The sequence below is a fragment of the Bradyrhizobium zhengyangense genome, assembly GCF_022012555.1.
Classification (GTDB): domain Bacteria; phylum Pseudomonadota; class Alphaproteobacteria; order Rhizobiales; family Xanthobacteraceae; genus Bradyrhizobium; species Bradyrhizobium zhengyangense.
Map to the genome: position 1 here is coordinate 1 of NZ_JAKLTZ010000041.1, position 14490 is coordinate 14490.

At 58.6% G+C, this 14490-nt stretch carries 2 protein-coding genes and 4 pseudogenes; 2 read left to right on the plus strand and 4 right to left on the minus strand.

The window, feature by feature from the left end:
* From L6639_RS41890 to L6639_RS41905, 4 genes and pseudogenes are all read right to left on the minus strand, one after another.
* Positions 1 to 158 (minus strand): annotated as a pseudogene (locus tag L6639_RS41890) (IS66 family transposase); the annotation flags it as partial.
* A gap of 28 nt (positions 159 to 186) precedes the next feature.
* Positions 187 to 450 (minus strand): annotated as a pseudogene (gene tnpA, locus L6639_RS41895) (IS66-like element accessory protein TnpA); the annotation flags it as partial.
* 183 nt (positions 451 to 633) lie between these two features.
* Positions 634 to 930 (minus strand): hypothetical protein, encoded by a 297-nt coding sequence (locus L6639_RS41900; RefSeq protein WP_237867238.1) that lies wholly within the window; start codon positions 928 to 930, stop codon positions 634 to 636.
* Positions 931 to 1198: 268 nt separating this feature from the next.
* Entirely contained in the window at positions 1199 to 10468 is a 9270-nt protein-coding gene (locus L6639_RS41905; protein WP_237867239.1) for an Ig-like domain-containing protein, read from the minus strand.
* A gap of 654 nt (positions 10469 to 11122) precedes the next feature.
* Here L6639_RS41905 and L6639_RS41915 point away from each other — a divergent pair.
* Both L6639_RS41915 and L6639_RS41920 read left to right on the plus strand, forming a co-directional pair.
* Positions 11123 to 12054, plus strand: a pseudogene (locus L6639_RS41915) (IS91 family transposase); the annotation flags it as partial.
* A gap of 413 nt (positions 12055 to 12467) precedes the next feature.
* Positions 12468 to 13819, plus strand: a pseudogene (locus tag L6639_RS41920) (IS5 family transposase).
* The last annotated feature ends 671 nt before the right edge of the window (positions 13820 to 14490 follow it).

Genomic DNA, 14490 nt, shown 5'->3' on the forward strand with positions numbered 1-14490 from the left:
CGGTCATCCCGCACATACGTCCAGATCCGGCCGGTCGTGCACTTGCCCTTCGCCAGGATGCGGATGGTGGTGTCGTCGCCATGAAGGCGCTCGGCGGCGAGCACATGGTGCTCGATCAGCTGGAACAGCGGCATGACGGCGAAGGTCCCGTGGCCGACCATGGCTCTTCCGCCGACGCGCCGGCGCCAATGGCACTTCGGCCACCTCCCGCGGCGGCATAGACGGCCCGATCTCGACAGGCACGAACGGCGCTACACTCGCTTCACCATTCTTGCAAAGCTCCTTACGCCACCTGAACAGCTGGCTCACATGAAGCCCGGCCGCGCGAGCCACCTCGGAAACATTGGCGCCGGGCTCGAGCGACGCTGCAACAAGCCGTTCCTTCTCATCCTGCGACCACCGACGCCGCCGCTCGACCGATGTGATCACCTCCGCCCTCGAAATCGTCATAGCGCTTCTCCTAGGATTACCCCTAGGACCTGCAGCGTTCGCCTCCGTCAAACAAGGCGGCCTTCCTCGTAGGCGTACGGTCTATACGACAACTCTGTCGAGCAAATGGATCGAAGGCTCCCTGTGCTTTTCGGCTGTCTTCTCCCCAAGCACTGATGATCAATCGAAGGAGATTCCACGTGGCTAGTTCTTACGCCGCTGCTTTTCCTTACGATCATCCCGGCTATCGGGTATAGGTTCCTCAAAAGCTTGACTTTGAAGCAGGCTTAAAAAACGCGCGTGCAACGTTATGCAACCCTTGGAGCCATCAAGCAAAACCCTGACTTGGCTTTTAGTCGCGCCTTTGCCGGTTACAATGCCTGATTTGCCGGCCAGCCTCGGGCCCGCTGACGATACGACAATGATCGTCTGTCCTTTAATGAGCAGGCTTTCCTCGATTGATTGGCCTGCCATCGGCAAATTACGGTTGCGCTGAGACATGATTTCACTCAATCGCAGTGACACAGACCCGGTCGTATAAATTCGTAACAAAGGCCCGCGACTGAACGCTTTGGATCACCCCATTTCCGAAGCGTGGCTTCAATAACGTCGCCTGCACTTTTCCAATCTCGCTACTGAGGCGCGGCTCACCAATCGACGGGCAACATCAGATCACTGTTTCAAGGCTCGCATATTTCAAGAGCTTCTCCGTCAGTTGCTCTCGCCTCGCTCCGAACCAGCTGCCTGGTAATCGCAACTGACGGCACGCCTAAGCGTGGAAAAGAAAGTCACTGGTCTGCAGCGTTGTCACATTGACATTCTTAAGCAGTATTATGTCGTGACTATCTAGCGTAACTAATGTGTCGCTTCCCTGTTGAGTTTCGGTCGGAGCCGACGTTGCCGAAAGACTGGCGAATTGTCTCACGTCGAGTCGGTCCAGCCCCACAATGAAGTCGGTGACTGTGTGTTGCGCCACTCCCGTCAACGACGTCGGTGCGAATACAAACTGATCCGGTCCGCCCCCGCCGACAAGCATGTCAGATCCATTGGAAGCGAAGACAACATCTCTCCCGGATGTCCCTTGCAGCACAGTATTGGCGCTTGTTCCGGTTGCATTGAAAACCAAATTAACGGTGTCTATCGCACCGAATCCGTCAGTCACCGTCAGCGCAATCTTGTCGCTCTGTGGTGGTGAAGCTCCTGGATTGTAGATTGCCCCGGCTGCGAGAACGCTATTGATCGCCGTCAGAGAGCCAACGCTTCCCGACGGGGCAACGGAGCTACCGGACTGAGCATCTAGGGTCGTCGCACTCAATGTAAATGATTCAGTCGAAGCATTTGTGTCTGTATCGGTAATCTGCAGCCCGAGAACCGCGGTTGTTCCATTGGGCTTGTTCACAATGCTGATTTGATGAGTATCAATGGCGGGCGCATGATGATTCCAGGAGATTTCAGAGCCCCCTGCACCATCCGACACGACCGAGAAATCAGAGGCGCTGTAGGCCCCTCGCAAATCAATGGCACCGCCAGAGTAGCTGACGTGAAGAGAACCTGACGCACTGATACTGACACTTGCAGGCGCTATGCCTTTCAAGTCAAGAATATCACCAGCGTCAAAGCCGGACACCGTGCCAGCGAAATGGACCGGATCCGCCAGGACCAGTTTGCCCGGTTGGCTCGATACAAATTGAACATGCGCGTCGGAAGCCGCATCGAGTTGAACGGTCGCGCCATAGATATTCACAATGCCTGCCCCAGTCATTGCATTAGCAATTTCAAGGCTTCCCGATAGCGCTTCAATTGTGCCCGTGTTGACGAAACTGGAAAGCCCCGAAATCAGCGACGAACCTACGCTGTCGATCGAGCCCATGTTCATCAAAACGCTTACGCCGGAGAATGTGCTCGTTCCGTTGACGGACCACCCCGCCAAAAGTTCATTGGTAACAGTTGCATTGTAGGCACTGATGCCACCGACGAGGTGTCCGTAGTTGTCAACCACGGCTGTACCAGCAGCCGTGGTCATCGCATTCACAGCCGCCGTTGTTCCGGTTGCATCCGCGTAGTTGGTGACAACGACGTTGCCACCGTCGTGGCTCACCGCGGAAATGCCGTAGCGCCCACCTGAAATAAGAGCTCCGGCTTCCGCCGTGATCGTTACCGCGCCGGTGCCGTAGTTCTCGCCACGAATGCCGTCCGTGCCCGCAGCCGCAAAAATCGACCCGTAATCGTCGACCTGGATGTTGCCATGCACGCTGTCATCGGCAACGTTCGCCGAGTTAGGATTGTAACTGGCCAGAATGCCGGCCGGCGCGTCTCCTGCACCAGTCAAGACAGTACCGGAGAAGATGGTGCCGTAGGATGAGACGGAGATCACGCTCGTGGAAGGCACGACAAACGGGCCGCTGGAAGGCGCCTTGTTGACCGCGGCTATGCCGGAGCTTCCGGAATTGATCACATTCCCTGCTGCAGTTGAAATGCTGATATTGCCGGAGCCGAAATTGTTCGCAGAAATGCCCACTCCGAAGCCATTGGTGGGGCTGCTTCCGCCGAGCGCCGTGATCGATCCCGCCAGATCATTCACGGTGATGTCGCCGATACCGTAGGTATATGCGCGAATACCATCACCAGCGGCGGCAACGATATTCGCCGTGCTGTTAACAGTGACATCGCCATCGAGTGCGGTCAGAGGGAAGCTTGAAGGGATGGCAGTGCCCCCAAGATAACCGGCGATGATTCCAGCGGGAGGGTTCCCCGTTCCCGTCGATCCTGTGCCCGAATTAATCGTTCCAGCCGCAGTGACGACGATCGAACTGTTCGCACTGGGATCAATCGAAGCCGCTTCATTGGTGGCATTTATACCAACGCTGCCCGCATTAATGACGTCACCGGAGGTGGTGATGATGGAGATATTTCCGGAACCCTTGGTATACGCGAAGATTCCGTAACTCGTGGTCGACGTGATCGAAGCTCCGGCGTAGACGTTGACGGCGATATTCCCGGTGCTACCGGTGGCTTCCGCATGCGCTTCGATTCCATACTGCGCGCCTGACACCGTCGTTCCAGACGCATCGTTGATCGTTATGTCGCCGTTCCCGTAATGATAGGCATTGATGCCAACGCCCGCGTCAGAAACAATGTTTCCATCGTTGTTGACAATCACTCTCCCGTTTACGCTCAAGTTTGCCGTGGCGCTTGTACCGCCAAAGAAGCCGGCGGCGATTCCAGACGGTTGACTTCCGCTATTCGTTACAATCGAGCCCGAATGTATTGCAGCCAAGTTGTAGACAGTTATAAGCGCCGCCTCAGACGCACCGATCGAGGTTGCGAGATTTGTTGCGCTAATCCCACTACTACCTGACGTGACTACGTCGCCGCCTGCTGTTGTTACAGCAATGTCGCCGGGGCCATAAACCGAGGCGCTAATTCCATAGGGTGCTTTTCCCGACGTGGACGTCGCAGACGTCAGCGCCTGGATATTGACGCTGGGCGCGACATTGACCGTGACACTGCCATTGCCGTAGTTGTAGGCGTTGATGCCATCACCAGCCGCGGCGGCAATGTTACCGTTGGCACTGACCAACACATCCCCCCAAACGCCTGCATTGAACACGCTCGCCAGACCGGGATTGAAGCCAGCCTGGATCCCGGAGGGCGCGCTACCGGAATTGTTGTTATTAGCGCCCGAGTTGATACTTCCCAAGGCCACGACAGTAACGGTGCTTGCCGCTGCCGCAGCGATCGCCGTCGCCTGGTTCGAAACATTGATTCCTGTACTGCCCGAATTGATGAGCGACCCATATCCTGTCGTGACTATGCTTTTGCCCGAGCCGTAGTTGAAGGCGCTGATCCCATACTGCGATGAGGTTGTGCCAGGAATGGTTGTGCCTGCCGCGGTCGCTGTAATGGTTGCATTATTGGAGACCAAAATGTTGCCCACGCCATAATTGCTCGCCGAGATGCCAACTCCCGCCGCAGCATTAAGCGTTGCACCGTTTTCGATACTGATGTCACCATAGACCGTAGCGTTTGGCGGATTCGGTGGCGTCGACGGCGCGCTGGTGCCTAATAGATAGCTCGCCGATATCGCAGTTGTTCCGGCATTGATCGTTCCGGAGGAGGTGGAGATCGAAATCGAGCTGCTACCCGCCGGCACCGATGTGCCTTGATTCTGGGCGACAATACCGCCGGTCCCGGCGTTAATCAGCAGTCCCGTCGTCGTAGTTATATTCACTGCCCCCAGCGTCGAAATCGCCGAGATTCCGATGGAGGTTGTGCCGGTAATCGCCCCCCCAGCGACAATGTTAAGGGCACCGGCTCCACTCGTTCGCGCTCCAATTCCAACAGTCTGGCCGGATATGCTGCCGTAATTGACGATGTCTGTCGACCCTGATCCAGAATTTGTGAGAATCCCCGCCCCTGCCGTGGACGTAATATTCCCCGCATTGACGAGGGCGATATTGGCTCCGGTCGTCGTTAAATTGACGCCCGTTCCCGAAACTGAAATCGACGAGTTCTGGTTGATCTGAACCGTCGTGTAGTCGAGCGAACTGCTGTCTGTGGAATTGACCGCGAAACCAACGCCGGTACCAGAAATTGTATCGTTCGCGAGAACATAGAAAGATCCCGAGGAGGGCGTAAAAGAGCGCTGCGCGCTTGTGGGAAACAGGGCGGATACAGGTATCATGACGATCTTGTCCGCAGACAGCAGATTGAAAGCTGTCCCGGATGCAGCACCAGCAACCTGATAAGAGTACGTTTGCGAGTGCGCGCTGTCGGTAACGGTCAAGGTGGTGCCGCTGATACTGGCACTCGATACCACCACGCCACCCAGAAAATCGAGCGTGTCCCCGATTGACAGCCCTGCAATTGTGCCATTGAAAGCCGCCGGACTGTCGAGCGTCAGCAGCCCGTTGCCATTTACAAAGCTGATGGTTTGGCCCGTCGAGCCACCAGCAACTGAGCCGCCAAATTCCAATGCGGCGTGGTCGCCAATCGTGAACGTGCCCTGTCCGGAAACGTTGCCCAGGACGAGCGCCGCGCCGAAGGCCAATACATTTACGGCGCCTGTGTTACTGACTGCCAACGGTCCCGAAGACGAAAAAATGCTGAGGCCGGACGCGTTAATGGTTCCGGCATTGTTGATCGCGTTCGTGACGCCGCCGAAATAATTCTGCCCGTTGACGTTCCACACGCCGCCGGCATTGTTGTTGAACGAAGCCGCGGTGATGTTGAATGCCGCGCCGAAGCTCACATTCCCAGTGACGACGCCCGAATTATTGACGATGGCGCTGCCGACGTTTGTGCTGGTAGGCCCATTATATGTGCCTATCGCCGTGTTCAACCTTGTCGAGGAGAATTGCGTCGCCGTTATTGTTCCAGAGTTCGCGATCGCCGCGTCTTGATTGCTCCAATTGTAGACCTGAATGGTCGCATTGCTGAGAGATCCAAGCGCTACAATCAGGCCGGAGCTGGCCGGCCCGCCAACATCGTGCAAATTGCTGATCGAGATGACGCCACTTCCACCGGTCGACGGCTGCCCACTTCCTGCGACGATTCCGGTGCCGGTCGGGACTGTCAGGCCGCCGTGATTGACGATCGTTACATTGCCGCCCCCTTGCGCGAAAATGTTCAGGCCAGCCGAAATCGCATTGATAGCTGAAGATTGTTCAAGGGTCGCCGAGATCGTTCCCGTTCCGAAATTGTAGAGACCGATCCCCACTCCCGCGGCCGCGTTGATCGTGGCGCCACTATCGACGATAACGTTGCCGTGGACGAAAGTATTGACGGTCTGGTTACCTCCGCCGGAGTAGCCGCCCCATATACCCCCGGGTTGACCGCCGCCTGTGAACATATCGTAGGCTGAATTGATCGTCCCAAAAGCGGTTACGGAAACTTGTCCGGTAATCGGATTTGATACGGTACCGAGAGCCTGATTACTCGCGCTGATCCCCGAGCCGCCTGAATTGATGATGTCGCCAACTGACGTCGTAACCGAAATGTTTCCGCCATTGCGCTCGGCAGCGTCGATTGCAATGATTCCGTACAGTGCCCCAGCAGTGATCGTTGCGTTCTGGCCGACGGAAATGGTCACACTACCCGAACTGCCAGTGCCTGAGCTCAGCGAATAGGCGGTTAGTCCATATTGCGCACCCCATACGTTGGTGTTCGCCTCATTGACTAGTGCAACTGCTCCATTACCCCAATTGTAAGCGTTCACGCCGGTGCCCGCGTCTGCGGTCACGTTCGCAAAGTTATCGACTAGGACGGTCCCATTGACATTGGTGTCAGAGACGCCGCCGTTGGAATAATAGCCCGCTGAAATTCCCTGGGGCTGAGATCCTCCCGGAGTAAGATGCGTGCCCGAATGGATTGTCCCGCGTGACGTCACACTCACAGTTGATGCAGCTGCGACACCAATTGTAGCTGCCAGATTGATCGCTTGAACTCCGGAAGAACCGGAATTGATCGTGGCACCGGCTTCCATATTGACCAGCACTTGGCCAATTCCATAAGTCACTGCACTGATGCCAAATACATCAGCCGCCGAAATCGTTGACCCCGCGCGATCTATGACGCTGACGTTACCACTGCCATAATTGAAGGCACGAACACCGTCGCCGCCAGCTGCCGTGACGGTGGCAAAATTATCTACGATCACGTTTCCAAACACAGCCGGATTTACCGTATTTGTGGTCCCGCCCTTGTATCCGGCCAAAATCCCTGCAGGTCTTGCGCCCGAACCGGTCGGCGTAGTCCCCGATTCGATGGTCCCGTTGGCTGTTACCAAGATCGAACTGGTCGTAACGCCGTTGAGTTGTGAAATCAGGGCCGCCTGATTGTAAGCAAGAATGCCAGCACTGCCGGACCGGACATCGCTATTCGCGGCAGTCGTCACCGAGACACTGCCCGTGGACGCCGAAAACGTTTCAATGCCATACTGCTTTGTGCCGGTGATGCTCGCACCGCTGGCAGTCGAGACGACTACATTGCCGCTGCCGAACGTGAAAGCCTGCACGCCATTATAGGCGCCCAAAATTGGTGGTGATCCCGGGACGGCAACGGTAACATTGCTGCTGTTGGTGGGATCAAGATTGCCTACGACGACGGCGCTCGAGCTTTCACCGTTTATGGGTTGATCGACAACGGTACCTATGTTGCCAGCAGTGTCGATGATTCGTGCCTGATAGGTGAAATGCGATGGATGCGTCGTGCCGTCTACTAGGCTCCAAATCGTCGGGCTATTTTGCAGAACGTCGGCCCAGCTCGCTCCCCCATCACTGCTGACTTGAATCTTCTCCCCGGCCGCAAGCAAAGCGTTTGTGCCGGAAATAGTGAGCGAGTTCGCAACTCCCGAATTCGCAATACTTCTGAACGCCAGCGCTTCAGTTGGACTGGTCGTGTCGAGCGTGAAGCTCAGCGAGGCCGAGCCGGTGTTGCCGAAGGCATCGGTCTGGCTGGCAACGATGGTGTGGGCTCCGTCCGCCAGCCCGCTCGGCGTGAACGACCACGCCCCTTGCGCATCGCTCGTCCCCGTGGTGGGGCTGGCGATGCCGTCGATGGTGAAATGCACCAGCGTGCTGGCGATGCCGGTGCCGGTCAGCGCCGGACTGGAGGTGATGTGGTCGGTGCTCGAGGCGCCGGTGTCGGAGGCCAGGGCCTCGGTCACCGTCGGGCCGGTGGTGCTGAGCGTGTAGACCACCGCGCTGCTGGTTGCGGTGTTGCCGGCGGTATCGCTCACCCGGGCCGTCAGCGAGTTGGCGCCGTTGCTCAGCGTGACGGCGCTGCTCCAGCTGCCGTTGCTCTGCACCAGGGCCGTTCCGATCGCCGTGGCGCCGTCCAGGATGGTGACGGTGGCGCCGGCATCGGCCGCATCCACCGTGCCGGTGATGGTCTGGCTTGCCTGGTTGGTCGGCCCGCCCGTGCTGGTGATGGCAACCGTCGGCGCCGTCGTGTCGAGCGTGAAGCTCAGCGAGGCCGAGCCGGTGTTGCCGAAGGCATCGGTCTGGCTGGCAACGATGGTGTGGGCTCCGTCCGCCAGCCCGCTCGGCGTGAACGACCACGCCCCTTGCGCATCGCTCGTCCCCGTGGTGGGGCTGGCGATGCCGTCGATGGTGAAATGCACCAGCGTGCTGGCGATGCCGGTGCCGGTCAGCGCCGGACTGGAGGTGATGTGGTCGGTGCTCGAGGCGCCGGTGTCGGAGGCCAGGGCCTCGGTCACCGTCGGGCCGGTGGTGCTGAGCGTGTAGACCACCGCGCTGCTGGTTGCGGTGTTGCCGGCGGTATCGCTCACCCGGGCCGTCAGCGAGTTGGCGCCGTTGCTCAGCGTGACGGCGCTGCTCCAGCTGCCGTTGCTCTGCACCAGGGCCGTTCCGATCGCCGTGGCGCCGTCCAGGATGGTGACGGTGGCGCCGGCATCGGCCGCATCCACCGTGCCGGTGATGGTCTGGCTTGCCTGGTTGGTCGGCCCGCCCGTGCTGGTGATGGCAACCGTCGGCGCCGTCGTGTCGAGCGTGAAGACAACTGGCACACTCGCCGTGACATTTGAATTGGCGTCGAGGGCGACGATGCTGTGGTCGCCGTCGCCGACCAATGTGACGGCTTTGCTCCAAACGCCGTCAGAGCCGACGGTCGCCACCCCAATCTGGGTAGTGACACCGTTATAGGTATCGTACAGCGTGACCGTAGTTCCGACGTAGACGAGATCAACGCTTCCGCTGATCGTTTGGGTTCCCTGGTTGGTTTGACCGCCTGCGGTGTTGATCGTTACAGGCCCGGACGGAACCACAGTTACGACCTGCGTTGTGTCCAAAGTCGCGACAGGCGATTTCGTTGTCGATCCAGAACTTGCTGTGATCAAAGCGAGAGTCACTGTAGGCGGAGTGATCGATCCTCCACTAGCTTGGCCCTTAACATCATCTACGACAACCGCGGTTGGAGCCTCCGTCGGTAATGGTGGAGGACTTCCAGCGAATTTTTGCAGCGACTTGGTATCGACATCCCCGCGCTTGCCGTCGCTCGGTGGTGGCGTGTCGGGGGCAATCTGCCTTCCAATATCGTAGGTGGTCAGCACCTGTTGAAAGGCACCAAACTCCTGCGCAACTTGGCTTTGGCTTTTGCCGACGGCTTGCGTGGTAACCTCGAAATTGGCGGTTGGCGTTATAGTCAGCGATGGGCCATCACTACTGACGATCCCGATCGCATCTCCCGCAATACAAGCGCCCTGGAGTGCGCTCCCCGGAACGCACCTGAAGACCTGTACAGAATGAATTTGACCATCATGCTGATCAGCAACGGAAATCGAAACCTGCCCGTCGACTGAATCGACATTCAGAATCACTGCGGTTCCGCGGATACCGATTACGGCAGTAGGCGTCGCGACTTTCATGTCACCGGTCTTGGCGACCTGGCCAGCGACGAAGCTCGCCGCGCCTTGGACAAGGGTAAACAGAGAGTGATTCGAACCAGTGGTCAGGCTGACCAAAGTTCCATTCGCATTCGTCTGGTCTTCGTATCCCAAGTCGTTCAACATAAATCGAGCGTTTGCGCTCAGGTTGAACGCTGAGCCATCGATCAGAACCAAACCGATTTTTGAATCGCTTCCAGTCTGCACGACGTCGTTCTGATAAATGACGTCCCCATTATTTGCCTCGATAGTAACGCCATTGCGAACGATGCTGGCGCTGCCCGTTACAGTAGCGACGTGGCCGATCAGCTTCGCAGCCGACGATGCATTTCCAGCGGCTTGAGCAAAGGTTTGATAGCCAGTCAGCGTATCGACCACCCGCGCATCGAGCAGCGCTCCGTCTGCCGAAATAAGCGGCGAACGTTTTTCGCCAAGAAAGTAATCGTGGATCGTGATCCGGTGATTAGAATCCGAAATGATGAGGTCATGACCGGAACGCTCATACGCGCCAGAAAACAACAGATGCGCGTCTGGAACGATCGGAGCGTTGGCTGGGCCATGCTCCGAAAAACTAAAGGACTCATGCGCTGCCGCTGAAACGGCAACGTCAGAATGCGCGTTCAATGGGGTATTCAAATCACGCCCCCAAGCAAAAATTAGTTAATAATCAATTTAATTTTAATAACATGTGATCAAATGCTTGCAAAGCGGTTTCATGAGTATTTTAGGCTGAACGCACCGACTGCCGCGGAACCAAGGATTTCGCGAGCGCGCCATTCGTCCGACGGGCGAAGAGCCGGGTCACTGGGACGGGGAAATCTTTCGGAGACAGTTGGGCTCTGCTCGGAATAATCGGTCACATGGTCCCGCTCGATCCGCTCCTCAGCCTACACATCAGCGCGCCATAACTGTAAGGCGTACCGACGACCGTCTAGGCAGACTTCCCCCCGGGAGCGCCATACTATTTAGTCGTCCGTGAACAAGGCTCTAAGCGGTTGAGCGGGAGTCTGTTTTTCGGTTGCGGTGGCATCTGAGATTGCAGGGACTAGGGGCTCGAGCCTCCCAAACCTTGCAGTTTTGTTTTTGTGGATTGAACGAGCCGCTGGCGCGGCATCTAGGGAGTCATGGCAAGGATTGCCTCCTGTCTGAGAGGATTGCGGGTTTTCGCAGCCCAACCCTTTAGACAGGAGGTTTTCCGATGGCTGAGATCAGCCCACTTCGCCGCTGCATGATCGAGGACATGACGGTCCGCAATCTGTCACCGGCGACGCAGCAATCCTACCTCAACACGCGCGCGCGCAATGGCTTGCCGAGCGACAAGCCGAACTCCTTCCCGTGCCGTACTTCCACGTCGTCTTCACCGGCGCCGGCCAGAGAGATTGCTTTCCGGAACAAGGCGGTGGTCTATGCCATTCTGTTCCGCTGCGCGGCCGAGACGCTCACCACCATCGCAGCCGATCCCAAGCATCTCGGCGCTCAGCTCGGCGTCACCGCCGTCCTCCACACCTGGGGCCAGACCCTGCAACACCATCCGCATATCCACTGCGTCGTGCCTGGTGGTGGACCTTCGCTCGACGGCACGCGCTGGGTCGCTTGCCGGCCCGGCTTCTTCCTGCCAGTGTGTGTCCTCTCCCGGCTATTCCGCCGTCTGTTTCTGCAAGAGCTCCAAGCTGCCTTCGCGGCTGGCCAGTCGGGCTTCTTTGGCGATCTCGTCCATCTTGCCGATCCCGCCGCATTCGCCGAGCGCCTCGCTCAACTTCGACGGACAGACTGGGTCGTCTATGCCAAGCCGCCATTCGGCGGGCCCGAACAGGTGCTGGCTTATCTCGGCCGCTATACGCATCGCGTCGCCATCGCCAACAGTCGGCTGATCTCGCTTGCCGACGGCAAGGTGAGCTTTGCCTGGAAGGACTATCGGCAGAATCGTAAAGCCAAAGTGATGACGCTTAATGCCGATGAGTTCATTCGTCGCTTTTCTCCTGCACACCCTGCCGGACGGCTTCCACCGCATCCGCCACTATGGCTTCCTCGCCAATGGCGGGCGCAACGATAAAATCGCCCTCTGCCGTCAACTCCTTGCCGTCCGCAACACTCCGACTGATCAAGAAGCCGGCGACGATCCCCTCACCAAATGTGAGATCCCCGTCTGCCCGCATTGTGGCGGCACCATGCGACGTGTCGATGTCGTCCCGCGAGGCTGCCACGACCATCCGTTTCGTTGAGATACGTCATGGCCAGCGCCTGCGCTGTCCACCCCTTTCGGGATCACCTTCGCGGTGGCAACGTCCGAAGTCGCCGTGGCCGCGCTCGTCACCGAACACCTCGCCAACCGTTCGGACGCATCCCAGCGCAGCAGATCGCTCGCTGGATCGCGCCCCTGGCCCGATCAATCGGGCCGCTCACATCCAATGAATGTCTCGCCGACGCGCGGCGACCACAGCCGCGCATTCCCCGCAGCAGCACCCGCGGCACTATCCCCATAGCGCCCACAACTCCGCGGCTTCGTTCAATCCGGCTTCTATGAGGTCGCACGGTACGACACGGCGCGCGGCGGGCCTTTGCCCAGCGACCTCACAGAACCCTCAAGATTCCCCTTGGCTGCGAACCGTGATTCTGTGGTGCATTGGAGGGGACGATGCGGCCGAAGAAGCGCAAGATGACGGGATCGAACGATCTGTTCCGGGACGCGGCTGGATCAGATCATCAACCTGAAGCACGAGCTGGTTCTGCTTGCCGGGAAGGTCGATTGGGACTGGATCGACGGCGAGATCGCGCCGCTCTACAGCGAGAATGGCCGGCCGGGGATCGAGACCCGCTTCATGATCGGGCTGCTGTTGCTCAAGCACATTTACGGCTTGTCCGATGAAGGGGTGTGCGAGCGCTGGGTCTACGACCCGTATTTCCAGTACTTCACCGGCGAAGAGTTCTTCCAGCACGCCTTCCCCGAGCGCTCGGACCTGAGCCACTGGCGCAAGCGGCTCGCCGACAAGCTGGAGCTGTTGCTGACCGAGAGCTTGCGGGTGGCGCACGAGGCCGGTGCGTTACGCAGCCAGGACCTCAAGCGGGTGACGTCGATACCACGGTGCAGCCGAAGGCCATCACCTTTCCGACCGACGCCAAGCTGCTGCATGCGGCGATCAAGGGGCTCAACCGTCTGGCGAGACGGCACGGCATCAAGCTGCGGCAATCCTATGGGCGTGTGGCCAAGGCCGCCGCGATGATGGCTTCCCGCTAGGCCCATGCCAAACAGTTCAAGCGGCATCAGCGGCAGTTGCGCATCCTGCGCTCCCGGCTGGGCCGGATCATCCGCGACATCCGCCGCAAGATCGAAGGTCAGGCTGCACTCGAGGAGGCGTTCGCCCTCCCACTTGGCCGTGCTTCACAGATCCGCTCGCAGCAACAGCGCCAGCGTGGTGGGAAGCTCTATTCCTTCCATGCCCCGGAGGTCGAGTGCATCGGCAAGGGCAAGGCCGCGGCGCCGTATGAGTTCGGGGTGAAGGCCTCCATCGTCACCAACGACCGCCGGGCCCCCGGTGGTCTGTTCGTGCTGCACGCCGGCTCGCTGCCCGATAACCCCTATGACGGTCACACCTTGCGGGAGGTCATCGACCGCACCGAGACACTCACCGGCTGTGCGATCGAGCGGGCCTATGTCGACAAGGGTTACCGCGGCCACAACGCGCTAAATCCCCGGCGCGTCTTCATCTCCGGCCAGAAGCGCGGCGTCATCGGTGCCATCAAACGGTAACTGCGCCGCCGATCCGCTATCGAGCCCATCATCGGGCACATGTATGCTGAGCGACACCTCGGCCGCTGCTTTCTTAACGGCCGCGCAGGAGATCAGGAGATGCCGCCAACGTCATCCTCTCCGCCGTCGGATACAACTTCCGCCGGATCCTCGCCTGGCAACGAGAATTCTGGTGCCTGTTCCTGGGCCGGCTATGGTGCTTGCTCGCCTCCCCAGCGCCGCTCAATCAGGCTTCTTAACGGACGACTATCTCGTTGCCGAAGCTCGCGGTTCTCCCGCTCAAGCGCCTTCAGCTTCTCGGCCATGTCAGTTGGTACGCCGCCCGTTGCCCGCTGTCGACTTCGGCCTTCTTGACCCAGTCATGCTGCTTCTCGTGCGCAGCTACAAAAAAGGCACGTGAGTGTCCCTGATCCCTTCGAAAGATGAGTTCCGAACTCCACGTCGATCAGCCCCAGCCCCCCTATCTCGTGAGCGTCGTCTGACGTTATCTTCCTCTGCCCTCAAGACTCTGGTTTGAAGTTCCTCCAACTCTGAGATCTGAGCGATGAGAGATGAGACCCGTTGGTGCAGAACAACCACACGATCGCGCTGATTGCGGCTACTCATGGCACGCCCCTCAATATGAGACTTTTCAAAAGTGATCATTCGACGCTGGACTGGAGATAAACGCCTCTCAGTTAGGTCCGGCTATCGATAGGAAAGGTTCACGCAAAAACGCGGGATGATCTTGGTACCAAGCCCGCCCAAGTAACGACTTTGTGCAGCACCTCGCCTAGTTGCAGTGACCTGCCACTGAATTGTCATCCAGTGGCAGTTAGAGTCTCGGGGTTTTTTGCAGCGAGACCGAACTTTGGACCACCCGGAACTAGAGTTTTGCGCCTCTGATCACGTTGGCGGGCTGGTGTCGCCG

Bases quoted from the DNA above. Each gene is read 5' to 3' on its own strand.
- L6639_RS41900 (WP_237867238.1), bottom strand. From the start codon at position 930: ATGTCTCAGCGCAACCGTAATTTGCCGATGGCAGGCCAATCAATCGAG.